Source organism: Malaciobacter sp., assembly GCF_055140965.1.
This window is the reverse complement of sequence record NZ_JBSRRO010000004.1, coordinates 37,998-64,542: the sequence shown is the minus strand read 5'-3', so window position 1 is coordinate 64,542 and position 26,545 is coordinate 37,998. Positions and strand designations below refer to the sequence as shown.

The window sequence follows — 26,545 nt, the reverse complement described above, 5'->3', positions numbered from 1 at the left end:
TATGGAAATGGATTTAATAGGTATTGCAGAAAATACTGTAAAGATTATCTTGATACTTGGTATGCCCTCACTTATTGTAAGTATGGTAATTGGGCTTTTGATTTCTATTTTCCAAGCAGTTACGCAAGTTTCTGATGCATCTTTAGCTTTCGTTCCTAAGATGATCTTTGTTTCTGTATTTGTACTTATATCATTGCCTTGGATGGGAGATCATATAACTACATATACAAAAGAACTTTGGGATATTATGCTGGTTTTTGGGAAATAAAATGATAGAAAAATTATATGATTTAAAAAAAACTCAAATTGATAGAAAATTAGTAGAAAAAGGTCGTTTGATGCAAGAAATAACGGCAATTGAAGCTGAACTTACAATTACACAAGCTAAGATTAATACAACTGGAGTTCAGCCTCATGGTGCAATTTCAGATTTTGCAATTTTGCAAATGCATAAAAATAGTATGAAAAAGCATATGTATAACTTAGAAATAAGAAGAAAAAATTTAGAAAGAAAACATCAACTTGTAGTTGATCAATTAGTTGAATTGCAAAAAGAGAGTGAACAATTTAATTATATATTGCAAGAAGAGAAAAAAGAAAAAATAAAATTAGCATTAAAAGCAGAGGAAGAAGCTTCATCTGAATATATGCAAAGTAAATATATAAGGTTAAAAGGATAAATATTGCTAAAAATACTATTTTCAATCGTTGTTTTAAGTTCAACTTTACTGTTTAGTGCAGAAGATTCAACTTCAAAGTTTATAAAACAAAGAATTGAAATTAGGGAATTAAAAAAAGAGTTAAATGAGTTTTATAATACAAAAGAGGCAGAGTATAAACAAAGAAAAAAAGAGCTAGAAGATTTACTTTCAAAAATAGAAAAAGAAAAAGATGAAATACAAAAACTAAGAGATCAAAACTTAGAAATACTTCAAGATATAAAAGGTGAAGTAAAGACAAAAACTGCAAAGATTTATAATAAAATGAAACCAAAAGTTTCAGCAGAGATATTTAATAAAATGATTGATGATGGCAATATAAATGAAGTTTTTGATATTATCTTGAAGCTTAAAGAGAAAAATGTTACTTTAATAATGCGTTATTTAAGTATTAAAAATGCTTCGCAATTAACTTTAATGTTTAAAGAATTTAATGATAATAAAATTAAAGGATAAATATGGCAGAAGAGAATGGGACAGTAGAAAACAAAAGTGGATCAAAAGGTTTAATGGTCGTATTAATAGTACTAATTGTAGTTTTATTACTAGCTGTTGGTGGAATGGCATATTTCCTTTTTTCAAAAGGTGCATTATCAAATGATAACAATACAAATGGACAAGAACAAACAGAAAAAAGTGTTGAAGAAAGTGATAGTTATAAAACAGCAATAAATGACTTAGTTTTAAATATTACAAATTCAAGGGGTAGAGAAAAGCTTATGAAGCTATCTTTTACTTTAAAAAGTACAGAAGAAAAGATTGAAGCTACAGTTGAAAAATACAAACCTGAAATAATAGATATTGTTATTACTCAAATAAGTGCTAGAAGTTCTGAGGAGCTTTTAACAGTTGGTGGAAAGGCTTTACTAAAAGAAGAGTTAATTGATGAAATAAATTCTGTTTTAAATGAAGTAACAGCTTCAAATGAAGATATACAAAAAGATAGTATTAAAAATTTATACTTTACAACTTTTGTAATTAAATAAATTCAATAAAAGGTAAAAGATGATTATTGCAGTAAAAAGAGCTTCAAAAAAAAGAATGATTATAAAGATTATTTCTATTATTGCAGTAATAATTATGTTTATTGCTTACTATTTTCATTTAAGTGAAAAATTTGCAAAAGAAGAAAAACAGACAGAATTAGCACAAATTCAAAACGATAAAAAACTTCAAGAAAAAAGAAGAAAAGCAAAAATAGAAAAGATTATTTATAGAGAAGTGGAAAGTGCAGTTGATTTAATTGGGCAGTTAAATGTAAGAAATGTAAAGATTGTTTCAAATAAAATTTTAATTGTATGTGATCCAAATACAAATATTGATGCTTTAGTAGTACGATACGGCACTTTAGCTTTAGTAAAAAGAACTATTGAAGATATAAAAATAGCAATTGATTTAAAATATATAGTAGAGAGTAAGTTTAATGAAGAGTAATTGTAAAAATATAGTTCTTATAAGTTTAGTGTTGATTTTTTTTAGTGCTTGTGCTGCAACAGAAGAAAAATTAAATTTTACAAAACCAAAAATGCAAATCCCAAAACCTACAAAAGTAATTGAAAAGAAAAAAGGCTCGTTATATACAAGAAAGGGTCCTTCTTTATTTGCAGATAAAAAAGATTTACAAATTGGTGATATTATTCAAGTTAGAATTGATGAGTCTTTAACTTCTGATACAAATAATAAAAGAGAGTTAACAAGAACAGATGAAACAAATCTTGGTGGGGGACTTTTGACTCCAATGGCTGGAAATGTATTAGGTGGAACAGTTGATAAGTATGCAAATAAGTTTAATAGAGTTGCAGGAGTTAATTTTAATACACAAAGTAATAGTACAAATGAAGGAGAAGTAAAAAGCTCTTTAGATGAGTCATTTTCAACTACGGTTTCAGTAATAATAGAGCAAACATATCAAAATGGAAACTATTTTATAAAGGGTAATAAGCAACTATTAATTGATGGCCAAAGGCAAGAGTTAATAATCACAGGAGTTATACGACCTTATGATATTACACCTGAAAACTCTGTTTTATCTTCTCAAGTTGCTAATTTAAAAATCTTATATAAAAAAGATGGAGCAGAAAAAGATGCTTTACAAACACCATGGGGAACAAAGTTATTAAGAAAGATTTGGCCTTTTTAAACTAAATTTAAGAAATGTAATGTGATAATTAGTAAAGTTATTGCAAAAAGGAGTATTTATGCTAAATTCATTGAATGTTGCCCAATCTGGCTTATACGCCTCTAAAGTGGCTGTTGAAAACGTTTCTAATAATATAGCTAACGAAAATACTCCTGGATATAAAAAAAGAGTAATTGATCAAAGAGAGCTAGAACATTCAGATTCGAGATTTTACGGTCGTGGAGTAGAAGCAAGTTCAGCTTATAGAATTACATCTATTTATATGTCTCAAAATTTAATAAGAGAGACAACAAGAGAGAACTATTTTATACAAAAATCAGAAATGCTTGGTAATATCGAAACAGCATTTAAAGAGACAGAAGATAGTGGGTTATCTAAAGATATAAATAGATATTTACAAGCAGTTGAAAATTTAAGAACAAGCCCAACATCAGAAATATATAAATCTGATTTAATTACACATGGTAGTTTGCTAGTTGAAAATATGCAAACAATTTATGGGGATATAGAAAAAGCAGAAGAGCTTACAAAAGCATCAATGCAAGAAAATATCGATAAAGTAAATGGTATTTTAAAAGAGATTGGAAAAATCAATCAGCAATTAGGTAAAAGCCAAATGGCTTCAAATGATTTACTTGATAGAAGAGATCAATTAGAGTTACAATTATCAAAATATGCAGATATAAGTTCAGAAGAGTTTGCAGGAACTTATACTTTAAAAATTGGTGATGTTGTAGCAATTGGTAATAATACAATTATTAGAGATATTACTGTTGAAGATACTTATTCTCCTCAAGTTGATAGATTTTTAAAAGAAGATGGTAAAACTAGTTCAATTTTAGATGGTGTTACATTTGATAATGATGATACTATTACTTATAAATTAAATAATGAAAATGAAGTGTCAATTAAATTTGGTGAAGCAATTGATACAGATGGTGATGGAAATCCTGATTTTACAGTTGATGAAACTAATTATGTAAGAGGTTTGGTAAGTAAAATAAACAATGACCCAGAATTATCAAAAACAGTTGTTGCTTATAATGGTACATATACTAAAAAGCCTGATGGTTCAAAAGTTACAAATGATACACAAGATAACTTTTTATTAATAGAAGCAGCAAATCCTGGTGAAAAAGGTAAATTTGAGGGAAGATTAGTTGTAACTGAGCAAACGGATATAAATGATCCAACTAGTGTAACTTCAAAAAATACTGTATTTAGAGATGAATATCAAAGTAAAGATGGTGAAAATAGTGTACAAATTTACGCATTTGATTCACCAATAGAGTTGAAATCTGGAGTTTTAAAAGCACAAAGTGAGAATTTAACAACAAATTCTCCTTCAAATAAATTTACAATTTATAAAGATAAGCTAGATGCATTAGCTCAAACTTTAAGTGATATTACTGATAAGTTTGTAAAAACAGGTGAGACTACTTATGTTGAGGGTGGAATATCAACTGATAGATATACAGGCGATCAAAATAATATTGTTGGTATTAATCTTTTTTCTGGATCAACTGTTAATACATTGAAATTCAATGCAAAAGAGGTAAATAACCTTGATCAAACAAAGTTAGATTATTTGGCAACTTTGCAATGGAAAACAAATATATCTTTTGAGGGAAAAGGACAAGATACTCCAGGCTTAGAAGCTACATCTATTTCTGAATATTTTCAAGAAGTTAGAATTAATGTATCTTCAGATAAAGAGACAAGTGATTTTTTACTTAAAACTCAAAAAGCTGTTAAGCAATCAGTTGAGAGTAGTTATGATAATTTAGTAAAAGTAGATAAAGATGAAGAGATGTTGAACTTAATAAAGTTCCAATCTGCTTATACAGCAAATGCTAAAATAGTTACAGTAGTGGATGAAATGCTACAAACTATTTTAGGATTAAGATAGAAGGAGTTTATTATGGCTGAGGGAATTTTAGGACTAGGAAGTGGTCAAGGTGCTTCGTTAAATCAAGAGTTAATTGATAAGTTAAAATCAGCAGAAAGAAAAGCTCAAGTAGAACCAATTGAAAGAAAATTAGAGACTTGGGATTTAGAAAAAGAAAAATTTGGAGAAATTCAAACAAAACTAAATGAATTACTTGAAGCTGTTAAACCTTTTGATTTATTTGTAAGTACAGGAACTGATGCTTTTGAACAAAAGATGGCGTCAACATCTGGGAGTTCAGTAATTTTTGATGCTCCTGATGCATCTAAACTTAATAATGGTGCAACAACAGTTAATGTTACACAATTAGCACAAAAAGATGTTTTCCAATCAAATAATGTTACAGAAGCAACTAAAAATGCACCAATAAATGCAGGTAATTTAAATATTACTGTAGGTGGTGTTACAAGCACTTTTGATACAACAGATAAAACTTATGATGAACTTGCTGCAGAAATTAGCAAAAAAGAGGGAATGAGTGCTTCTGTTGAACAAGTAGGAAGTGATTCTTTTAGATTGGTAATTAAAAGTAGTGATACAGGACTTGAGAACGCTTTGAGTATAACAGGTTCTGCAAGTCAAGCTTTAGGATACACAACTGATGGTACAGCTGAAAATGCAGCAAATCATATATTAGAAGCAAAAAATATGAAAGCAACTGTTGATGGAATTGATTATGAAACAGCAACAAATAACTTATCAGTTGATGGTGGTTTGAAAATAACTGCTTTAAGTCTTGGAGAATCATCAATTAATGTAAATGATGATACTGCACAAATTAATACGCAAGTGACAGATTTTGTTGCAAAATATAATGAGTTTGTAACAATGATAGATGATGAACTTGCAAACCAAGATACTCCAATTTCAGATAAGTCTGCTTTAAGAGCTCTTCAAACAGGAATTAAAGATAAGATTTTTGGAACATATGGAACTGGTGAAGATAAATCACTTTTTAATTATGGTTTTGAAGTTGATAAACAAGGAAGACTAGCTGTTGATACAGCAAAATTTCAAGATGCAATTGATAATGATTTTGAGGGATTAAGAGATCTATTTATTGGTAAAGCAGAAGCAAAAGGTTTAGGAACACAATTAAAAGAGTATTTAACTGACTCCACACTATCAACTGGTTTAGTTGGAAGATATGATACTTATCTTACAGATAGAAAAGAGACACTAACAGAAGATAAAGATAAAGCAGTTAAAACTTTAGATAGTAAATATAATCAACTATCATTGCAATTTGCTGAATATGGTGCAATTATAAATCAAATGGAGGCTTCTTTTGCAGGACTTAAGCAAATGATACTTCAATCTACATCTCAAAATTAATAGGTAAATCTTTTACCTATTAATTATTCATAACTTCTTTTAAGTTAATATATAATATACTAAAATATCAAAGAACTAGACTTTTGGAGTTACTTAATGGGAATTGAAGCATACCAACAACAAAGTGCTATATCAGATGATCCTTATGTATTAATACTTAAACTTTATGAGGGATTATTAAAATATTTATCTTTTGTAAAAAGTGCAATGGAAAATGAAGATATAGAACAAAAATTTACATACATAAATAAATCAATAGCAATTTTTGATGAATTAAGAAATGTATTGGATTTTGATGGTGGTGACGTTGCATACTACTTAGATGGATTGTATTTATATCAAATTGAGACATTATTTTCAGCAGGAATTGATGATAATGTTAATTCTGTAAACCAGGTTATGAAAGTAACTCAAGGTTTGATTGACGCATGGAAAGACGAGACTGGTCTTTAAAAGCCTTAAGTGAGTTAGTTTATATTGACTCACTTGAATCTTATGATAAAGCACAAGCTTTAGTAAGATGGAATAAAGATTATTTAACTTCTAATAAAATTACTGACTTTGATTTATCTCTTCAAGATTTAGAAAAGCTTTCAGAACTATTTTTTAAAAACATTGCTTTTTTAAAAGAGTATAGAAAAGAGACACAAGATGAGTTAAAACAGACTCAAAAGTTAAAAGAGTTCGCTAAGAATAAATAGTTTTAACTATCTTTTTTTCATCTATTTTTCTATTGAAAATATATGCTCTTGCTAATTTTGGTATTTTGTTTATTCTACAAAACTCTTTAAATTTTTTATTCATAGTTTTTATAACATATGGACAAATCCAAATAAATTCATCACTAATACATACTGAAACTTGATTTGATATTACTGTTTGTTGTTGTTTTAATATCTCATCTCTTTGAGCCTTTGATAGTAAAAAACCCTCTTTTTTTAAGTGCTTATCAATAACTTTAATATTTAAGTTTTCATCATGTAAGTTTTTAAAAATAGTAAGACTTTTCTCTTTAAATATAGGAGTATAATTTATATTTAAAGATTTTAAATCTTTTTGTAGAAAATCAAAGCTTTTAAAGACACCATTTTCAAACTCATTTATAAATTTATTTGAAAATTCATGTCTAAAATAGTTTCTTTTATATTTATCTTCAAAGTTTGATTTATCAACAAAATATTTAATACTATTTTCTTTTAAAAACTCTTCAAGTTTTTGTTTTGAGATATGAAGAAGTGGTCTTATAATTTTGTAGTTTTCTTTGTCTGTGCACTCTTGTAAGCCAAGAAGTTCTACTAAACCTGCTCCTTTTGAAAGTTGCATTAAAAACCATTCTAGTTTATCATTTAGTTGATGTGCTGTGATTAGATTGTCATAGCTGTTTTCAATCATTATTTCATCAAAGAAGTTATATCTTATATCCCTTGCATTTTTTTCAATATTACTTCCTGTTAATGTAAGCTCTTTTATAAAGATTTGCTTATTATAATTTTTTGCTAAGGTTTTTGCATACTCTAATTCTTCTTTTGATTCTTCTCTTAAATTATAGTTTACAATTGCAATATCAAAATTAATTTCATTTTCTTTTAAAAGAAAAAATAAAGCAGTAGAGTCAACACCAGCTGAAAATGCTAGTAAATTTTTCTTTGATGTTAACTCAGATAAATTTAATTGCATTTTTCTACTACTGTTGCTAGAATTTTATCACCTGCAAGCTCTGTTGTTTTTACTTTATAAACTTTTCCAAACTCTATTTGTTCATCTAATTCATTATCATTTATAAATATTTCTCCATCAATATCAGGAGCCCAAATAGTTTTTCTTGCACTTAGTAAATATTCGTGTTCATCACTCTCTTTATCTACATAAACTTCAAACTCTTTTCCTATTTCATTCTCAAGTGATTCAAAAGTTGTGTTTGTAATAATCTCTCCTAAATCTTGTGCTCTTTCATCAATAAGCTCTTGTTCTAATTTATCTTTACTATTACAAGCTGTTGTTCCCTCTTCATCTGAATAAGAAAATACATTTGCTCTATCAAACTTAAACTCTTCAAGATAATCACAAAGCTCTTGAAAATCTTCTTGTGTTTCTCCTGGATGACCTGCTATAAAAGTAGTTCTTACAAAAGAGTTTGGTTTTGATCTCATGTGTGACATAAGTTCTCTTAATTTTTCAACACCTTTTCCTCTTTTCATAATCTTTAACATAGAAGCACTTATATGTTGCAAAGGCATATCAAAGTAGTTTACAAATATTTTTGAATCTGCAATTTTATCAATTAATTCCAATGATGTAGTTGATGGATATAAATATAATATTCTAGCTGTTTTTACACCCTTAATTTTTTCAATTTCATCAATTAAAGAAATAAGCCCATCTTTATATCCTAAATCTCTTAAAAATGATGAAGAGTCTTGTGATACAAAAGAAAAATCAATATAGCCTTTACTTACCAATGATTTTACTTCTTTTACGAGTGATTCTAAAGTCCTTGAGTGAAGTTTTCCTTTAAAGCTAGGAATTGCACAAAATGAGCAAGATTGATTACAGCCCTCACTTAGCTTTACATAAGCATGATAGTTTGAACCTGTAATTATTCTTTCATTAGTATCATTTACTAAAAATACTTCATCTTTAAAGTTTGACTGTTTTTGTTGTACTAGTTCATCAATTCTATCATAATCTCCAACACCTGTAAAAACATCAATTTCTGGTAACTCTTTTTGTAGCTCTTCTTTGTATCTTTCACTTAAGCAACCAGCCATTACTAAAACTGAGTCTTCTTTTCTTTGTTCATGAAGATTTAAAATTGTGTTTATACTCTCTTCTTTTGCACTATCAATAAATCCACATGTATTTACAATAATAACATCAGCTTTGTCATTGTCATTTGTTAGTTTATATTCATTTAATTTACCAAGCATAACTTCTGAATCAACAAGGTTTTTTGTACAGCCTAGACTTACTAAGTGTAAAGTTTTTGTAGGTTTTGTTTCGCTAAATTTCATTATTTTTTATCTTTGTTTAATTTTTTGCGAATTTTAGCATAATCTTAATTTTTTGTAAATATCAAGTATTAAGTTGTTTATACTCTTTTTTAGTACATTTAGATAAAATAGAATATAAGTAATTAAAAACTATTAAAATTAAAATTATACCTACAAAGAGAGGATAAATTCTACTGCTTAAGGTAAATAATATATAATACACTTTTAAAACAGTTTAAGAGAGATAATCATAAAGAATAAAATTATTTTCTCATTGTTTTTATAGTGACTATTTTCTTTACAGCTTGTAGTAATAAAGCTATTAAAATGAATCTATTAAAGTAAATGTTTCATTTAAAAGTGCACTTTTGAAACTTAGATGTTAAAAATTAGGAGGATAAAAAATGGGTAGAGCGAATTTAAAAATTCTTTATGTAGATGATAGTACAACTATATTAGATATGTTAGCTAGTTCATTAATTGAATTAGGTTATCTTGATACAAAATCAGCAGAAGATGGAATAGAAGCTTTAGCTCTTTGTGAAGAAGAAGAGTTTGATTTAATTATTACAGATATCAATATGCCAAATATGAATGGCTTTGAGTTTATAGAGAATCTAAGAAATAAATACAATTATATGAGTACACCTATTTTAGTATTGACAACTGAGAGTAGTGATGAGATGAAAGAAAAAGGTTATCAAGTTGGAGCAACTTCATGGATGGTAAAACCTTTTACTACAACTCTTTTAGGTGCTTCTATTGAAAAGACAATTGAAAAAACTGAGCAAGTAGATAATTTTTAAAACCTTTTATCATCAGTAATTTTAAAATTTAAAGTGGTGTACTTTAAAAGTACACCTAAAAAATATTAAATCCAAATATTATCAAGTAGTCTTGTATTTCCAAATCTTGCAACTACTAATATTATTGTATTTTTTAATTCAATTTCTTCGATTTGAATAAAATCTCTATTTACAATTGCTATATATTCTACATCTAAATCTTTCATTATTTCATACATCTTTGCTTTTAATACTTTTGATTTTCTTTCTTTTTTTCCTACAAGTGAGGCAGCTTGATATAAAGATTTTGAAATTAAAAGTGCTTCTTCTCTTTGTGTTTCACTTAAATATATATTTCTAGAACTAAGAGCTAAACCATCTTTTTCTCTTACAATTTCACATGGAACAATATTAATATCTAAAAATAGATTTTTAACCATTTGTTGAATAAGTGTTAATTGTTGGGCATCTTTTTTACCAAAGTATGCATTTGTTGGTTTTGTAAGGTTAAATAGCTTTAATACTACTTGCAAAACACCATCAAAGTGACCTGGTCTAGTTTTACCCTCTAAAACATAACTTTTACTTGGAGCTTTTATTAAGACTTCATCTTCTTCATACATTGTTGATATTTCAGGCATGAAAATATAATCAACTTTGCAAATTTCACAAATTTTTTTATCTGCTTCATCTTTTTTTGGGTATTTATCTAAATCTTCTCCTGGTAAAAACTGAGTTGGATTTACGAAAATTGATACTATTACTATATCATTTTCTTCTCTTGCTCTTTTTATAAGTGAGATGTGTCCATCATGAAGTGCTCCCATTGTTGGTACAAATCCTACACTTGAAGTTATATTTTTTCGTATATTTCTTAATTGTTCAATAGATGTTAAAATTTCCAATTTTTTTCCTTATTCATTGTTATAATTTGGATTTAGTTTTAAAAGAACTAAATCAGCTAAAATATTTCCTAATAGCGTTAAAAATGCACCAATAATAAGTATTCCCATAATTACAGGATAATCATGTGCAAGTGCACTTTTGTAAAATAAAAGTCCCATTCCATCAATAGAAAAAATTGATTCTAAAATAACACTTCCTCCAATAATTGCTGGAAGTGAAAGTCCTAGAAGTGTTATTACTGGTGGATACAGATTTGGTAAAATATAGTATCTTAAAATTTGTTTTTTACTTAAACCTCTTGCTTTTGCAAAAAAAATATAATCAGATTTTAGTATTTCAATCACAAGTGATCTTACATAAAGTGTTAAGCTTCCAATTCCTGCAAATACAATTACAAATATAGGCATAATTAAATGCCAAAGAAAATCTAAGTAGTAATTTAAACTTCCATCATTTGGTACTGAATGCAATCCTGCTATTGGAAAAAGTTCTAAGTTTACAGAAAATACTAAGATTAAAATAAGTGCTAAATAAAAAGATGGCATAGAAAAACTTAATAGTGAAAGTTGTGTTGCAAACTTATCAAAAAGTTTTGATTTACTAAAAGCTGCTTTTATTCCAAGATAAAGTGATAAGATAAAAATAAGTATCATTGAACTTATATTTAAAATAAGTGTAATTGGTAATCTTGTAATAATTTCATTTTTTACCATTGTTCCACTTGCAAAAGATATTCCAAAATCTAGTTGCAAAATAGCACTTAACCAAGAAAAATATTGTAAATATAAAGGTTTATCAAGACCATAAACAGCCTTTAGTTGCTCTATTGATTCTTTTGTGATATTAGGATTTAACTCTCCACTTGCAAAAAATGAGTTTGGAGCTAAATTAATAGCAAAAAAAGATATAAGGCTTATAATAATAAGCATAACAATTAGATATAATAGTTTTTTAAATACAATATTCATAAAAGTATTATACAAAAGATAGGTTTAATTATGATAGGAATTGATGTAACTTCTATAAATAGAATAAAAAAGATGCATGATAGGTTTGGAATAAAAGCTTATGAAAAGTTTTTAAGTGATAAGGAAATTTTATTAGTTAAAAAAGTTGAAACTGCTGCTGGATTTTGGGCTGCTAAAGAGGCTGCTAGTAAAGCTTTGGGAACTGGTATTGGAAAAGAGTGCTCTTTTCATGATATAAAAATAAAAAAGAGTAAATTAGGTGCTCCAAAATTAAAATATAAAAAACATATAAGAAAGAAATTTAAAATAAAAAAATCTTATCTTTCTATAACTCATGATGAAGGATTTGCAATTGCAGTTGTTAACAACATTAAAAAATAGTTTAAAAGCATATAATTCTAATCGTATTTGTAATATGAGTACAACTGAGAGTTATTTAAGAATTCTCGTAGGAGTTGTACTATTTATTTTATCTTTAATAAATAATTGGAATGGGATACTTATATTTTCTGTTATTTTTGCATATACAGGAGTTATTAGATATTGTACTTTTTATAGAGTTTTTAATTTAAACAAAAAGATTGTTTTAGAATCTCTTTATTTAAAATATCTTCCAAAATATAACCCAAATCCTATTTTGATGTTAGATAAAATTGGGAATATTGTTTTTAGAAACAATCCTGCAAAAAAAGAGCTTGGTTTAGATGATTTATTAAAATTTTTCAAAGATGAACCTATAACAATAATAAAAGAAAATAAATCAGTTGACATAAAATATAAAACTGAAACTGGGAAGTATTTTTTAATTAATCTTCAAGGTGTTTCTAAAATAAATTATATTTTAGCTTATGCTACAGATATCACAGAAGTTGTAAAAGCAGAAGAAGAGATTATAAATACCCAAAAAGATATTGTGTATACTATGGGAGCTATTGGAGAAACAAGAAGTAACGAAACAGGAAATCATGTAAAAAGAGTTGCTTTATATTCTGAGATTTTAGCTTTGAAATATGGTTTAAGTAAAGAAGAAGCAGAGCTTTTAAAACTTGCTAGTCCCATGCATGATATAGGAAAAGTGGGTATTAAAGATGAGATTTTAAATAAACCTGGAAAATTAACACCTAAAGAGTTTTCAATTATGAAAACGCACTCAAAGTTGGGATTTAATATGCTTAAAAATTCAGATAAAAAAATACTCAAAACCGCTGCAATCGTTGCTTATGAACATCATGAAAAATGGGATGGTACAGGTTATCCTAGAAAATTAAAAGGTGAAGATATTCATATTTATGGAAGAATTACCGCAGTTGCAGATGTGTTTGATGCATTAGGAAGTAAACGAGTATATAAAGATGCTTGGTCTTTAGATGAGATATTTAAGTTATTTAAAGAACAAAGGGGCAAACATTTTGACCCTTTATTAGTAGATATCTTTTTTGAAAATTTTAATGAGTTTGATGAAATTAGAAAAAAATATATAGATAAATAAGTTATTTATTTAAATATCTTTCTAATATGATTTTTGCTGCAAGGGAGTCTACTCTTCCATCTCTTTTGTATTTTATTTGACCTTTCATCATATCCTCAGCTTCAATTGAACTCATGTTCTCTTCACAATACTCAATAGGAATATCAATATCAAGAAGAGTTACAAAGTGTTTTATTCTTCTTTGCATCTCTTCACTTGCACTTGGGAAACCTACAATTAGCTTATCTATTTCCCACTCTTTTAAAAAAGCTTTCACTTCATTTGCTGCTTGATTTCTATTTTTTCTTAAAATGGCATTTTGTGGTGTTACAATATCAGAAGCAATATTAATTGCAACACCAATTCTTTTTAGCCCAATATCAATACTTGCTAATTTCAAGCTAAAATCTCATCTGCTAAATCAAATTTATTTGCAGTCATTAAGTGAATTTTTGGATGAAGTTTTCTAATCTCATAAAAAAGATCTTTACTTAACTGCATACCTACTTTATACTCTTCTTCTTCAGAGATTTGATTTGCAAGTTCAAGTTTATCAATCCAATCTTGTGGTACATGAATTCCTGGAACTTGTGCTGATAAAAATAGTGCAGTTCTTAGTTTTGTGATTGGGAAAATTCCAAAAATTAGTTGTGCTTTTTTCTTATTGCCAACAACATCCTCTTTTGCATTTTCAAAAATCTCTAAAAGTTTTTTTGCATTATTTACATCAAATACAGGTTGAGTAATTATTCCCATAGCTCCATTTTGTATTTTGTTGTGCATCTTTTTTTCTAAAGATGTAAAGCTTCTTGCGTATGAGTTAGTAACTGCAAATGGATAGATTTGTTTTGGCTCTATTTTAAAAGGTCTTCCTGCAATATCCATACCATAATTAAAAGATTTAATCATTTTTAAAAGCATTGAAGAGTTTGATTCAAATACTCCTTTTGAGTGTGGTTGGTCACTCATTTTAGCAGGATCTCCTGTTAGGGCTAAAATAGCTCTTACATCAAACTCATTTGCACCTAATAAATCAGATTGAAGTGCAATTTTATTTCTATCTCTCATACTCATTGTTGCAATTACAGGTTTTTTAAACTCTTGTTGCAATCTTAAACTTGCGAAAAGTGCATTATATTTTAATTTTGCAAGAGGATTATCTGTTGCAGAAAATCCATCAACTCTATTTTGAAGATCAAATTTTTTAACTTTTTCTATAATATTGTGCATAATTGGTTCATGCTGAGGTGTTGTTTCTAGGGTTAAATACTTGTCTTCTTGTAACTTTTGAATAAGTGTTTCAAACATTAAAAAACTATCCTTTTAGTATATTTTAGATATTATTATACCCTTTAAAGTATAAAAGTATTAAAGCAAATAGGGAAAAGTATGAAATTAGCGGTATTTGATTTTGATTCAACACTTATGGATGGAGAGACTATTGACTTTTTAGCAAAGCCTTTAGGTCTTGAAGAAAAAGTAGCAAAAATTACAGAAGAAGCAATGGCTGGAAGACTTGATTTTTTTGAGTCATTAATTCAAAGAGTATCTTTATTAAAAGGGCTTGAATATAGTAAAGCAGTTGAAATTTGTAAAGATTTGCCTTTAATGCCAGGAGCTTATGAGACTGTAAGTGAATTAAAAAAAATGGGTTATAAAGTAATATGTTTTTCTGGTGGATTTAGAATAGGAACATCCCCTGCAAAGGAAAAACTTGGTCTTGATGCAGATTTTTCAAATATTTTACACGAAAAAGATGGAGTTTTAACAGGACTTGTAGGCGGAGATATGATGTTTGGATTTTCAAAAGGTGATATGATTCAAAGAGTCCAATCAATGCTTGGTGTATCAGTTGAGAATACACTAGTTGTTGGTGATGGAGCAAATGATGTTAGTATGTTTAAATATGCATCAAAAAAAGTAGCTTTTTGTGCAAAAGATGTACTAAAAAAAGAAGCAAATATAATTGTTGATAAAAAAGATTTAACACAAATCTTAAAAAGTATTTAAGGAGAGAGCAATGAGTTTAAAAGAAGATATTAATTTTTCACTTTGGTGTGATTTTATTGAAAGAGAGTTTTTAGAAAATAGATTCCAAGAGATGATTGAAGAAAAGACTATTTATGGTGCGACTTCAAATCCTGCAATATTTGAATCATCAATTACAAGTTCACTTGCTTATAAACAACAGCTTGATATGTTAAAAGCAAATGATGCAAAAACTATATATGAAGATTTAGCAGTAAGAGATATAAAAAGAGCTGCTGAGCTTTTAAAACCTTTATATGATAAAAATACAAATGATGGTTTTGTATCATTAGAAGTTGATCCAACACTTTGTGATGATGCACAAGGTACTATTGAAGAGGGAATTAGATTAAACTCAATGATAAATTGTGATAATTTAATGATTAAAGTTCCTGCAACAAAAGCTGGCTATGTTGCTATGAAAGAGTTAACAAGTCAAGGTATAAATGTAAATGCAACTTTAATATTTTCAGTGGAGCAAGCAATTGAGTGTGCTAAAGCTTTAAATGAAGGTATTAATGAATCAAATATTGATACAAAAGCAGTTATTTCAATTTTTGTTTCTAGATTTGATAGACTTTGTGATGAAGAATTAGTTGCAAAAGGGCTTAAAAAATCAAAACTAGGAATAATGAACGCAACTAAATGTTATCATGAAATCAATAAGTTTGAAAATGAAAATATTAGAACACTTTTTGCAAGTACAGGAGTTAAAGGTGATGAGTTAACAGCAAGTTATTATGTCGATAACTTACTTTATCCAAATTCAGTAAATACTGCTCCTTTGGCAACAATTGAGGATTGGATAGTTGATGGAAGTAAAGAAGCTTCAAAAATTCCAAGTGAAGAAAAATGTGATAAATATTTTGCTGAGCTTGAAAAAGTTGGAATAAACATGGATGATGTTTATTCAAAACTTTTAACTGATGGCTTAGAAGCATTTAAAGTGTCATTTAGCGATTTATTAGCTAAGTTGACAAAATAGCCTATAAAAAGGCTATTTTCTTAAGAAAGTTTTTGCTAAACTTTACTTACACTAGAATAAGATAAAGGGTTTATAATGAATAACTGGAGTTCAAATAGTTGGAGAGATTTTCCTATAAAGCAACAACCAAACTATAATGACTTAGAAAAATTAGCTAAGGTTGAGGCTGAATTATCTTCATATCCTCCACTTATTTTTGCAGGGGAAGCAAGAAGATTAAAAAGTAAATTAGCAGATGTTGTAAATGGTAAGTCATTTTTACTACAAGGTGGAGACTGTGCTGAGTCATTTAATGCATTTGATGCAAATAATATTAAAGATTTATTTAAAGTAATGATGCAAATGGCAGTTGTTTTAACTTTCTCAGGTGGTTGTCCTGTTGTAAAAGTTGGAAGAGTTGCAGGTCAATTTGCAAAACCAAGAAGTTCAGATTTTGAAGAGATAAACGGTATTTCGCTTCCTTCATATAGAGGTGATATTGTAAATGGGATGGATTTTACGCAAGAAGCTAGAAATCCAAGTCCTAAAAAACTTTTAAAAGCATATAATCAAAGTGCAGCAACACTAAATCTTTTAAGAGCATTTGCAAGAGGTGGTATGGCAGATTTAAATAAAGTTCATTCGTGGAATTTAGATTTTGTTAAAGGTAATACTTTAGGGGAAAAGTATGAAGAATTAGCAGATAAAATTTCAGAAACATTAAATTTTATGAAATCTTGTGGAATTACATCTGAAAATACGCACCAATTAAGTGAAACGACACTTTATACTTCACATGAAGCATTGTTATTAAATTATGAACAAGCATTAACAAGAAAAGATTCACTAACAGGTGATTGGTATGATTGTAGTGCTCATATGTTATGGATTGGAGATAGAACAAGAGGACTTGATGATGCACATATTGAGTACTTTAGAGGAATTAAAAACCCAATTGGTTGCAAAGTTGGACCTTCTATGCAAGAAGATGAATTAATCAAGCTTATTGATAAATTAAATCCAGAAAATGAAGCTGGTAGATTAAATTTAATTGTTAGAATGGGTGCAGAAAAAATTGCAGAGCATTTCCCTAGACTTTTAGCAAAAGTTAAAGCTGAGGGTAAAAATGTTTTATGGTCAAGTGATCCAATGCATGGAAATACTATTAAAACTGACAATGGATTTAAAACAAGAGATTTTGAATCGATTTTATCAGAAGTTAAACAGTTCTTCCAAATTCATAGAGCTGAGGGAACATATGCAGGTGGTATTCACTTAGAAATGACAGGACAAAATGTAACTGAGTGTACAGGTTCTTGTTCTTCTGCTATTACACAAGAGGGATTATCTAGTAGATATCATACTCAATGTGACCCAAGATTAAATGCAGACCAAGCTTTAGAGTTATCTTTTATGATAGCTGATACATTAAAAGAAGCTAGAAAAGATTTAGTAGTATAAAAAAGAGGTTTTCCTCTTTTTTATTTATAAGAAAATATCTTTATACTCTTGCTCATTAAAACCTACAATTATTTTATTGTTATACTCAATTACAGGTCTTTTTAAAAGCATAGACTCTTTTTTTAGCCACTTTATTTTACCTTCATCATCAAGGTTTAAATCTTTTAATTTTAGATTTCTATAAGTAGCACCTCTATTATTAAATAGTTTGTCAATTGATGAGTTTTCAAGCCAATAATCAATCATATTAGATGTTACTTCTTCTTTTTTAAAGTCAAAAAAGTCATAATCTATTGAGTTTTCTTTAAAAAACTTAAGAGCTTTTCTTACTGTATCACAATTTTTTATACCGTGAACTTTTATCATAATATTACTCTATAATCTTTGGTACTATAAAGTATCCATCTTCAGATTTTGGAGCATTTTCAATGATTTGTTTAGCTCTTTGTAAATCTTGTGTTGAGATATCTTCTCTTAAAGGAGTTCCTCCCTCAACTGTGTTAAATGTAGCATCAATATTGCTTACATCAATTTCATTTAAATTCTCAACAAAATTGATAATATCTCCTAACTCAGATTTTAAACTCTCTTTTTTTTGTTCATCAATTTCTAAGCTAGAAAGCTTTGCTAATTTCTCTATTAGTTTATCATCAACTGTCATTTTTTTCCTTTTAAATTTGTAAACTTTATTATTTAATTTAAATATTATAACAAAAAAGAGTTTTTAATGTTATAAAATAATTTACTCTATTTTTTAGCTCTTTTTTCATAAAAACTTTCTCTAAACTCTTCCCATTTATTTTCTAAAATCGCCTCTCTTGCTTTTCTCATAAGAGTTAAATAGTAGTTTATATTATGTATTGAAGCAAGTCTAAAGTATGTTATCTCACCAGCTCTATATAGATGGCTTAAATATGCTTTGGTGAAGTTTTTACATGTATAGCAGTCACACTCTTCATCAATTGGTAAAGGATCTTCTTTATACATTGCTTTTTTGATATTTACTCTTCCAAAGTTTGTAAATAAAGTTCCATTTCTTGCGTTTCTAGTTGGCATTACACAATCGAACATATCTACGCCCCTGTGAATATTTTCTATTAAATCCTCAGGTGTTCCAACTCCCATTAGGTATCTTGGTTTATTTTCAGGCATAAATGTTGTAGTCCATTCAACTGTATCATACATATCTTGATTTGGTTCACCAACACTTAATCCACCAATTGCGTATCCATCAAAATCTTCTAATGTACAAAGTTGTTGGGCACTCATTTTTCTAAACTCTTTATCTGTACCACCTTGGATAATTGCAAAAATATTTTGATTAACTCCAATACCTTTTTCTTGTTGTTGCTTGTGATAAGTTATGGCTTCTTTTGCCCATTTTGTAGTTCTTTCAATAGATTTTTTAATTCGCTCTTTTGTGTTTGGTAGAGCAACTAAATCATCTAAAATCATCATAATATCACTACCTAGGTCATATTGAGTATCTAAAACACTTTGTGGTGTAAAGTAGTGTTTGCTTCCATCAATGTGAGATCTAAACATAATTCCATTTTCATCAGGCTTTGAATTATCACTAAGTGAAAATGCTTGAAAACCACCTGAATCAGTTAAAAAAGAGTTTGGAAATTTTGAAAAACCATGAAGTCCACCAAACTTTTTAATTAATTTACTACCTGGTCTTAAATATAAGTGATAAGTGTTACCAAGTATAATTTTTGCACCCATACTTAAAAGATCATTTGCATCAAGTGCTTTTACAGTTGCTTGAGTTCCAACGGGCATAAATACTGGTGTTTGTATTGTACTGTGAGCTGTTTTTATTGTACAAGCTCTTGCTTTATTTTGTGTTGCATCTATAGTAAATTGCATATAAAAAATATCCTTATAAAATCTTCTTATGATTGTATCAAAAAATTGGTAAAGAAAATGATTAGAGATAAAAAGATATAATATCTACTATGAAAAAGATACTTATAATATTAGATGGAATTGTCGCTAAAAACTTAATGCAAAGAATAGTTGAAACTAATACTGGTGAAAACTATTATGATATTGTTTATGTAAATGATGCAATAGTTCCTGATCAAAAATTATCAAATGTTACATTTTATAAGTTTGATCCAACTTCAAAATCAAAACTTGCAATGGTTTTGGATAAAAATATTCATACAGAAGTACTTGTAGTACTTAACTCAAAAGATGAGATGTTAAGTGTTATTGAAAATATCAAATCACACAAACATAATCTTCAAATGAATATTTTAGATTATTGGAATTTAGAACTTGATGATCCATATGTAAATGTTTATAAAGGTATTGAAGTTTTAGCAAATGGGATGGTAGAAAGACTACCAAATATTCCTGTAGTTGCTCAAAATATTGGATTGAAACATGGCGAAATAATGGAGATTAGAATTCCATTTGGTAGTTCATATGCTTATAGATATATAGGTTCAATAGAACAAAAAGATTGGAGAATCTTTGCTTTATATAGAAATGAAAAACTTGAGGATTTAAAACCTTCTTTGATTTTAAAACCAAATGATACAATTTTAGTAATTGGTGAGCCAAAAGTTTTAATGCAAGTTTATAGTGCAATTGGCAAAACAAGAGGACAATTTCCTATGCCATTTGGGCATAATTTGTATTTATATTTAGATTTATACTTAATGAAAAAGCATAGAGTTGAAAAAGCTGTTCATGAAGCAAAATATCTACATAAGTATTTAAAAAATAAAAAGCTTGTTATTAGAATTACTAGACCAACAACAGTTGGTATAATGAATTTTATAAAAGAGCAATTTAGAGATGATGAATCAGTTATTATAAATATAGATTATCATAATTTGGGTTTTAGAAAAATTAGAAAAATGGATTTTAAAAAGCTTGATATAGGAATGATAATATTATCAAGTGAAATGTTTAAAAATAAAGAGATTGCCAATGAACTAGTAAATACAAAAGTTCCTTTATTTAAGCTTGGCAAAGAGCCAGTTGGTGCAACTAAAAATACTCTTATTGTTTTAAATGATACAAAATCATATGAGCAAATCTCACCAATAGTATTTGATGTATCAAGTCAAATAAAAACAAAAACAAAAATTTTTGATATGGATCCAAATGGCTTTGATGATAAATCGAAATTACTTGATCACTTTGAAAATCTTTCAAAGATATTTAGTCAAAAGATTGAGATTATTTCATGCGATAAAAATCCAATTAGACAACTTAGAAAAGAACAAGATATTCTACAAATTTTGCCACTTAAAAAAAGTATGTTTCAAAAAAGATTCTCTTGGAGTTTTATTTATACAAACTCAGATTTAATATCTTTTGATATGGCAAAATATAATCAATTACTTATACCTATTATAGAAGATTAAAGGAAATAAATGAAATTTGAGGCTTATCCCTTTGAAAAATTAAATAAACTATTAAGTGATGTAAAACCAACATCAAAATATGAATTGTCATCACTTACAATAGGAGAACCACAGTTTGAAACTCCACAGTTTATTCAAGATGAATTAAAAAATAGTTCTGAGCTTTTAAAGAAATATCCAGCAAGTGCTGGACTTCCAAAATTAAAAGAGGCAATGAAAAATTTTGTATCAAAAAGATTTCATGTTTGTTTAGAAGATGATGAAATTATTCCAACTTTTGGAACAAGGGAAGTTTTGTTTAACTTTCCACAATTTGCATTATTTGATAAAAAAAATCCAGTTATGGCATTTACTAATCCTTTTTACCAAATATATGAGGGTGCAGCAATAGCTAGTAAAGCTGAGGTTATTCATATAGACTTAATAAAACAAAATAATTTTAAAGCAAGTTTGAGTGATGAAGAGTTAAAAAGATGTGATTTGGTGATTTTAAACTATCCAAACAATCCAACTTCTGCTAGTATAAGTATTGATGAACTTGAAACTTGGGTAAAAAAAGCTATAGAGTTTGATTTTATACTTGTAAATGATGAGTGTTATAGTGAAATATATTTTGATGAAAGCGATAAGCCAGTTTCCCTTTTAGAAGCTAGTATAAAAGCTGGAAATGAAAAGTTTAAAAATATTTTAGTAATGAACTCTATTTCAAAAAGAAGTAGTGCCCCAGGACTTAGAAGTGGTTTTATTGCTGGGGATTCAACAATTTTAAAAGAGTATATGAAATATAGAACTTATATAGGTTGTGCAAGTCCTGTTCCTTTACAAAATGCAGCAGCTGTTGCTTGGAATGATGAAGAACATGTTCAAAATTTTAGAGAAATTTATAAAAAGAATTTTCAACTTGCAAAAGAGATTTTAGATATAAATCTACCTCAAGCAACTTTTTACATTTGGTTAAAAGTAGAAGATGAGTTAGAGTTTACAAAAAAACTATATGAAAAAAAACATATAAAAGTTCTTCCTGGAAGTTTTTTAGGAAGAGAAGGTATTGGAAAAGGTTATGTAAGAATAGCCTTGGTTGAAAATGTAAATAAAACAAGAGAGGTATTAAATAGGTTGAAGGATTTTATTAATGAATAAGCAAGAGTTAAATGAAGCTAGAACAAACCCTGATTTTATAAAATATTTAGAAGAAACAAGAGTAGATGCTTTAAATACTCAAAATATTTCAGCACTTTATGAAGTTCTTGACTCAATGCTTATTTTAGATTTAGATGAAAAAAAGATAAATGAAGTTTATGAAGAGATTTTAAAGATATCTTTTTTTGAAGTTGAAAAAATAGTAAATGATGGTAAAAAGTTAAAACTTAAAGAGAATGAACTTTATTATATAAGATCTTTTTATGAGCATGCTATTGAAAAGTGGAGTTTTCAAAATATCGATGGAGCAAAACAACTGTTTTTTGTACTTTATAATATTATTGATGATGAACTATTAGAAGATGCTTTGAAAATTCATGTAATTGCACTTTCAGAAGCTATGGATTTAGATACATTTTATGAGAAAAAAGTTGATGAAAATAGTGTATTAGAAGATGATTCACATGGATATTTTATAGTTAACTTTAAATTTGATATAAAAAATTTTTTAAAAGAAAATAGTACTGTTTTAGAAAAAGAGTATGAAAACTTAAAATATTTATTGGATTAATATATGAATATACATTTTATTGGAATTGGTGGAATAGGGCTATCAGCCCTTGGTAGGTTTTTAAAACATGATGGTCATTATGTAAGTGGTTCGGATATTAAAAGTTCTCCTATTACAAAACAGCTTGAAGAAGAAGGAATTAAAGTAATTACTCCTCATAATGCTTCAATTATAAATAACCAAGATATAGTAATACATTCAGCAGCTGTAAAACCAAACAATGTTGAAATTTTACAAGCAGTTGAAAATGGAATAAAGACTATTCCACGAAAAGAGGCTTTGCCAATAGTTTTAGGTGATAAGAAAAACTATTGTGTTGCAGGAGCTCATGGGAAAAGTACAACAACTGCTATTTTAGCTTCAATATTAAAAAGCTCAACCTTAATTGGCGCAATTTCAAAAGAGTTTGATTCAAACTTTAGATATGTTGATAACTTAGTTGCTTTTGAAGCAGATGAGAGTGATGGGAGTTTTTTACTTTCAAATCCTTATTGTGCAATAGTAACAAATGCAGAACCAGAACATATGGAGTATTATAACTATGATTTAAAAAGGTTTTATCAAGCTTATGAATCATTTTTGAAAATTGCAAAAGTAAGAGTTATAAATGCAGAAGATGAATTCTTAGGAAGTTTAGATATAGAAGCTATAAAACTTCATCCAAGTATTGATATAACAGAAGTTTCATATACACTTAAAAATGGAGAACCCTATACAAAGTTTCACTTAAAAGATTTAGGTGAATTTGAAGTTTGGGGCTTTGGGTATCATATAGCAATTGATGCTTCTTTAGCAATTTTGGCAGCTTTAAATGAAATTCCTTTAGTTGAAATAAAAGATAATATTAAAAATTACAAAGGAATTAAAAAAAGATTTGATATTGTTCAAAAAAGTGAACAATTTGTAGTAATTGATGATTATGCACATCATCCAACAGAAATAGCTGCAACAATGAAATCTGTTAGCTTATATTCAAATTTAAAAAATATGGAAAAGATTGTTGTAGTTTGGCAACCTCATAAATATAGTAGAACAGTTAATAATCTTGAAGAGTTTAAAAAATGCTTCAATGGCTGTGATGCACTTGTAATTTTACCTGTTTATAGTGCTGGTGAAGAGATTGAAGATATTGACTTTGAAAAAGAGTTTTCTTCTTATAATCCTATATTTGCAGACAAAATTAAAACAAGCGATAATAAAATAGAACTTATTAAAGATGATAAAATAGTTTACACATATACAGATGGAATTGTTTTAGGCGTTGGCGCTGGAGACATAACTTACCAATTAAGAGTTAAATAATAATTTTAAACTCCTTCTTTTAAGCCCTTTTTAGGGCTTTTTCTCTTAAAAAATTAAATTTACATAAAATTTATACTTTAATATTACTATTTCAGTATATAAGAAATTATGTAAAGGATAACAAATGAGTAGTAATTATACAAGAAGAGATTTTCTTAAAGTTACTTCATGCTCGACTGCTATTGCTGGGATATCTTGTATGACAGGAACTCTTGGGAGTTTAGGTGCTCAAACTATAAGTGGAAGCACTAAATTTGTCAAAAGTTACTGCGAGATGTGTACTAGTAGATGTCAGATTGAAGGTAAAGTAGTTGATGGTAAAAGTGTATTCATCCAAGGAAACCAATATTCAAAAGGAATGGGTACATCAGTATGTGCAAGGGGTGCAGCAGGACACTCACAACTTTATGATCCACAAAGATTAGTTAAACCACTAATTCGAGTAGGAAAAAGAGGTGAGGGAAAATGGAAAGAAGCAACTTATGAAGAAGCATTAAATTTAATTGCTAAAAAAATGATGAATATCAAAGAAGAGTATGGTCCTCAAGCAGTTTTATTTTCTGCAAAAACAGGTGAACATTTTTCTCATTTGAGTACATTTTCAAAAGCATTTGAAAGTCCAAACTTATTTTCACATCATAGTCACTGTCCAATAACATATAAAGTTGCTTTTAAACATACATATGGAACAGGTTTAAAAAGAGACTTTTCTAAATCAAAATATATTCTAAATTTTGGGCATAATTTATTTGAGGGTATTAATGTAAGCTCTACAAAAAAATTAGCAAATGCTGCTGCAAGTGAGAAAACAAAACTTGTAGTTTTAGAACCTAGATTTTCAATAGTTGCAGCAAAAGCAGATGAGTGGCATAGTGTAAAACCTGGAACTGATTTAGCTTTTGTATTATCTTTAATGCATGTTTGGTTAAGAGATGGAAAATATGATAAAGAGTTTGTACAAAGATATACAGTAGGTATTGAACATTTAATTGAAAGTACTAAAACTACAACTCCTCAATGGCAAGAGAAAATTACAGGTATTAAAGCAGAGGTTGCAGAAAGAGTTGCAAATGAATTATATAAAGCAGCTCCAAATTGTATTATTGACTGGGGACATAAAACAACAACAGCAAAAAGTGAATATCAAAGAACAAGAGCTATTTTAATAGCAAATGCATTGATGGGTAATATAGAAAAAGAGGGTGGATTATTTTTTAAGAAAAAAGCAAAAACATGTAATAAACTTGCAGGTATTGATATTGCGCCAACTATAACAAACCCTGATAAACATTTCCAAACTCCTAAAACATTAAGAGTTGATAGAGCTTCACAAAAAGGTAGTGACAATGCTTTTATAGCTCGAAATCAAGGTGTATTAATGGATATACCAAAAGCAATTTTAAATAAAGACCCTTACGAAGTAAAAGGGTGGTTTATGATAAGAACAAATCCATTAATCACACTTGCTGATCCTAAAACAATGAAAGAGGCTATGAATAAATTGGATTTTATTGTTGTAACTGATATTTATATGTCAGAAACTGCATTAATGGCAGATGTAGTTTTACCAGAAGCAACTTATCTTGAAAGAGATGAAGGAATTACAGATAAAAGTTCATCTAAACCAACATATATGATAAGAAATAAAATTGTTGATCCTATTAATAATACTTTAGCAGGTCATGAGATTTTTAGAACATTAGCTAAAAAAATGGGAATTGATAAAGACTATAAATGGGATAATATTTTACAATATAGAGTACAACAAGCAAAAGGTAATGATAAATTACTAAAAGAGCTTATGTCAAAAGGATATATATCATACTCAATTCCAACTTTATACTATAGAGAAGAAAAATATGTAAAAGATTTTGTAAATAAATATCCAAATGCTAAAAAATATTTAGATGAAGATGGATTAATGGGAAGTATGTTAGATAACTTAAAAACTCCAAGTGGAAAAATTGAGATTTTCTCACAACAAGTAGAAGAAGAGTTTAAAGGTTATGGTGTACCAAGAGATGATAATAACATGGATGTAACTAGAGGTTATCCTTATATTTTAACATCAGGAAAAAGTGCAATTCATACAAATGGTCATACACATAATGTACCTTACTTACATATGTTAATGAGTGATAATCCTGTTTGGGTAAATCCTCAAACAGCTAAAAAAGAGAATTTGAAAAATGGAGATAAAATCTATTTAGAAAATGATATAGGAAAAGAGAAAGGTACAGTTTTTATAACTGAGGGAATTAGACCAGATACATTTTTTGTTTATATGGGATTTGGTAGAGAGTCAAGTGATTTAAAAAGAGCTAATGGTGTTGGAACAAATCAATCTAAACTATTACCATTAATTAAAGGTCCTGTTTGTTCGACAATGGTTACAAATGTGGGCGTAAAAATCACTAAAGCTTAAGGGGTAAGT

Annotated in this window: 30 protein-coding genes; 21 read left to right on the top strand and 9 right to left on the bottom strand. The window is 28.0% G+C overall.

All coding sequences use genetic code 11. From position 1 onward, the window contains the following. Position 1: 1 nt before the first annotated feature. From ACTCCZ_RS02585 to ACTCCZ_RS02540, 10 genes are all read left to right on the top strand, one after another. A complete protein-coding gene (locus ACTCCZ_RS02585; RefSeq protein WP_228145291.1) occupies positions 2–268 on the top strand; it encodes a flagellar biosynthetic protein FliQ in 267 nt (88 codons plus the stop codon). A 1-nt stretch (position 269) separates the two neighbouring features. After that, positions 270–680: a hypothetical protein gene (locus ACTCCZ_RS02580; RefSeq protein ID WP_079577695.1), complete on the top strand. Its 411-nt coding sequence runs from the start codon at positions 270–272 to the stop codon at positions 678–680. Between the two features lie 3 nt (positions 681–683). Further along, complete coding sequence (locus ACTCCZ_RS02575; protein ID WP_079577694.1) at positions 684–1,175, top strand: MotE family protein; 492 nt, start codon at positions 684–686, stop codon at positions 1,173–1,175. A gap of 2 nt (positions 1,176–1,177) precedes the next feature. Further along, entirely contained in the window at positions 1,178–1,705 is a 528-nt protein-coding gene (locus ACTCCZ_RS02570) for a flagellar basal body-associated FliL family protein (protein WP_079577693.1), read from the top strand. Positions 1,706–1,724: 19 nt separating this feature from the next. Beyond that, positions 1,725–2,153, top strand: a complete 429-nt coding sequence (locus ACTCCZ_RS02565) for a hypothetical protein (RefSeq protein ID WP_079577692.1) — start codon at positions 1,725–1,727, stop codon at positions 2,151–2,153. Then, positions 2,143–2,859, top strand: a complete 717-nt coding sequence (locus ACTCCZ_RS02560) for a flagellar basal body L-ring protein FlgH (RefSeq protein ID WP_079577691.1) — start codon at positions 2,143–2,145, stop codon at positions 2,857–2,859. Before ACTCCZ_RS02565 ends, ACTCCZ_RS02560 begins: the two co-directional genes overlap by 11 nt. A gap of 58 nt (positions 2,860–2,917) precedes the next feature. After that, a complete protein-coding gene (locus ACTCCZ_RS02555) occupies positions 2,918–4,768 on the top strand; it encodes a FlgK family flagellar hook-associated protein (protein WP_079577690.1) in 1,851 nt (616 codons plus the stop codon). Positions 4,769–4,780: 12 nt separating this feature from the next. Continuing rightward, positions 4,781–6,142, top strand: coding sequence for a flagellar filament capping protein FliD (fliD, locus tag ACTCCZ_RS02550; protein ID WP_079577689.1), 1,362 nt, complete (start codon positions 4,781–4,783; stop codon positions 6,140–6,142). A gap of 96 nt (positions 6,143–6,238) precedes the next feature. Beyond that, the gene (fliS, locus tag ACTCCZ_RS02545; RefSeq protein ID WP_079577688.1) at positions 6,239–6,595 is read left to right on the top strand and encodes a flagellar export chaperone FliS; all 357 of its coding nucleotides are present in this window, start codon (positions 6,239–6,241) and stop codon (positions 6,593–6,595) included. After that, on the top strand, positions 6,571–6,843 hold the full coding sequence (locus tag ACTCCZ_RS02540) for a hypothetical protein (protein ID WP_079577687.1): 273 nt from the start codon (positions 6,571–6,573) through the stop codon (positions 6,841–6,843). Before fliS ends, ACTCCZ_RS02540 begins: the two co-directional genes overlap by 25 nt. Here the strand turns inward: ACTCCZ_RS02540 and tilS are convergent. Both tilS and rimO read right to left on the bottom strand, forming a co-directional pair. Continuing rightward, positions 6,830–7,819 (bottom strand): tRNA lysidine(34) synthetase TilS, encoded by a 990-nt coding sequence (tilS, locus tag ACTCCZ_RS02535; RefSeq protein ID WP_079577686.1) that lies wholly within the window; start codon positions 7,817–7,819, stop codon positions 6,830–6,832. The genes ACTCCZ_RS02540 and tilS overlap by 14 nt on opposite strands. Then, positions 7,810–9,153: a 30S ribosomal protein S12 methylthiotransferase RimO gene (gene rimO, locus ACTCCZ_RS02530; protein ID WP_079577685.1), complete on the bottom strand. Its 1,344-nt coding sequence runs from the start codon at positions 9,151–9,153 to the stop codon at positions 7,810–7,812. Before rimO ends, tilS begins: the two co-directional genes overlap by 10 nt. 383 nt (positions 9,154–9,536) lie before the next feature. Between rimO and ACTCCZ_RS02525 the strand changes: the two genes are divergently transcribed. Beyond that, entirely contained in the window at positions 9,537–9,938 is a 402-nt protein-coding gene (locus ACTCCZ_RS02525; RefSeq protein WP_079577684.1) for a response regulator, read from the top strand. A gap of 65 nt (positions 9,939–10,003) precedes the next feature. Here ACTCCZ_RS02525 and panC read toward each other — a convergent pair whose 3' ends face one another. Both panC and ACTCCZ_RS02515 read right to left on the bottom strand, forming a co-directional pair. Next, on the bottom strand, positions 10,004–10,822 hold the full coding sequence (gene panC / locus ACTCCZ_RS02520) for a pantoate--beta-alanine ligase (RefSeq protein ID WP_079577683.1): 819 nt from the start codon (positions 10,820–10,822) through the stop codon (positions 10,004–10,006). Between the two features lie 9 nt (positions 10,823–10,831). Beyond that, on the bottom strand, positions 10,832–11,791 hold the full coding sequence (locus ACTCCZ_RS02515) for an ABC transporter permease (RefSeq protein WP_079577682.1): 960 nt from the start codon (positions 11,789–11,791) through the stop codon (positions 10,832–10,834). A gap of 30 nt (positions 11,792–11,821) precedes the next feature. Here ACTCCZ_RS02515 and acpS point away from each other — a divergent pair, with 30 nt between their 5' ends. Both acpS and ACTCCZ_RS02505 read left to right on the top strand, forming a co-directional pair. Continuing rightward, positions 11,822–12,172 carry a holo-ACP synthase gene (gene acpS / locus ACTCCZ_RS02510; RefSeq protein ID WP_079577681.1) on the top strand — a complete coding sequence of 117 codons (351 nt, stop codon included), beginning with the start codon at positions 11,822–11,824 and terminating at the stop codon, positions 12,170–12,172. Beyond that, the gene (locus tag ACTCCZ_RS02505) at positions 12,144–13,280 is read left to right on the top strand and encodes an HD domain-containing phosphohydrolase (protein WP_196778254.1); all 1,137 of its coding nucleotides are present in this window, start codon (positions 12,144–12,146) and stop codon (positions 13,278–13,280) included. Before acpS ends, ACTCCZ_RS02505 begins: the two co-directional genes overlap by 29 nt. Position 13,281: 1 nt before the next feature. Here the strand turns inward: ACTCCZ_RS02505 and ruvX are convergent, their stop codons facing one another. Further along, positions 13,282–13,659, bottom strand: coding sequence for a Holliday junction resolvase RuvX (gene ruvX, locus ACTCCZ_RS02500; RefSeq protein ID WP_079577680.1), 378 nt, complete (start codon positions 13,657–13,659; stop codon positions 13,282–13,284). After that, a complete protein-coding gene (locus tag ACTCCZ_RS02495; RefSeq protein ID WP_079577679.1) occupies positions 13,656–14,567 on the bottom strand; it encodes a methylenetetrahydrofolate reductase in 912 nt (303 codons plus the stop codon). Before ACTCCZ_RS02495 ends, ruvX begins: the two co-directional genes overlap by 4 nt. A 69-nt stretch (positions 14,568–14,636) precedes the next feature. On the opposite strand from ACTCCZ_RS02495, the gene serB reads away from it, so the two are divergent. From serB to ACTCCZ_RS02480, 3 genes are all read left to right on the top strand, one after another. Continuing rightward, a complete protein-coding gene (gene serB / locus ACTCCZ_RS02490; RefSeq protein WP_265734232.1) occupies positions 14,637–15,269 on the top strand; it encodes a phosphoserine phosphatase SerB in 633 nt (210 codons plus the stop codon). Positions 15,270–15,279: 10 nt separating this feature from the next. After that, entirely contained in the window at positions 15,280–16,272 is a 993-nt protein-coding gene (locus ACTCCZ_RS02485) for a transaldolase (protein WP_079577677.1), read from the top strand. Between the two features lie 75 nt (positions 16,273–16,347). Further along, positions 16,348–17,712: a class II 3-deoxy-7-phosphoheptulonate synthase gene (locus ACTCCZ_RS02480; protein ID WP_079577676.1), complete on the top strand. Its 1,365-nt coding sequence runs from the start codon at positions 16,348–16,350 to the stop codon at positions 17,710–17,712. 24 nt (positions 17,713–17,736) lie between these two features. Here ACTCCZ_RS02480 and ACTCCZ_RS02475 read toward each other — a convergent pair whose 3' ends face one another. The 3 genes from ACTCCZ_RS02475 to tgt form a co-directional block, all read right to left on the bottom strand. Further along, a complete protein-coding gene (locus ACTCCZ_RS02475; RefSeq protein WP_079577675.1) occupies positions 17,737–18,078 on the bottom strand; it encodes an arsenate reductase family protein in 342 nt (113 codons plus the stop codon). Between the two features lie 4 nt (positions 18,079–18,082). Then, positions 18,083–18,373 (bottom strand): Asp-tRNA(Asn)/Glu-tRNA(Gln) amidotransferase subunit GatC, encoded by a 291-nt coding sequence (gene gatC, locus ACTCCZ_RS02470; protein WP_079577674.1) that lies wholly within the window; start codon positions 18,371–18,373, stop codon positions 18,083–18,085. Between the two features lie 86 nt (positions 18,374–18,459). Then, complete coding sequence (tgt, locus tag ACTCCZ_RS02465; protein ID WP_079577673.1) at positions 18,460–19,584, bottom strand: tRNA guanosine(34) transglycosylase Tgt; 1,125 nt, start codon at positions 19,582–19,584, stop codon at positions 18,460–18,462. An 89-nt stretch (positions 19,585–19,673) separates the two neighbouring features. On the opposite strand from tgt, the gene ACTCCZ_RS02460 reads away from it, so the two are divergent. The 5 genes from ACTCCZ_RS02460 (at position 19,674) to phsA (ending at position 26,536) form a co-directional block, all read left to right on the top strand. Beyond that, positions 19,674–21,098 (top strand): COG3400 family protein, encoded by a 1,425-nt coding sequence (locus ACTCCZ_RS02460; RefSeq protein WP_079577672.1) that lies wholly within the window; start codon positions 19,674–19,676, stop codon positions 21,096–21,098. A gap of 9 nt (positions 21,099–21,107) precedes the next feature. Beyond that, positions 21,108–22,238 carry a succinyldiaminopimelate transaminase gene (locus ACTCCZ_RS02455; protein ID WP_079577671.1) on the top strand — a complete coding sequence of 377 codons (1,131 nt, stop codon included), beginning with the start codon at positions 21,108–21,110 and terminating at the stop codon, positions 22,236–22,238. After that, positions 22,231–22,809 (top strand): hypothetical protein, encoded by a 579-nt coding sequence (locus ACTCCZ_RS02450; protein ID WP_079577670.1) that lies wholly within the window; start codon positions 22,231–22,233, stop codon positions 22,807–22,809. The genes ACTCCZ_RS02455 and ACTCCZ_RS02450 overlap by 8 nt, the downstream gene beginning before the upstream one ends. Before the next feature lie 3 nt (positions 22,810–22,812). Next, on the top strand, positions 22,813–24,111 hold the full coding sequence (gene murC / locus ACTCCZ_RS02445; RefSeq protein ID WP_079577669.1) for a UDP-N-acetylmuramate--L-alanine ligase: 1,299 nt from the start codon (positions 22,813–22,815) through the stop codon (positions 24,109–24,111). A gap of 124 nt (positions 24,112–24,235) precedes the next feature. Next, positions 24,236–26,536 (top strand): thiosulfate reductase PhsA, encoded by a 2,301-nt coding sequence (gene phsA, locus ACTCCZ_RS02440; RefSeq protein ID WP_079577668.1) that lies wholly within the window; start codon positions 24,236–24,238, stop codon positions 26,534–26,536. Positions 26,537–26,545 lie beyond the last annotated feature (9 nt).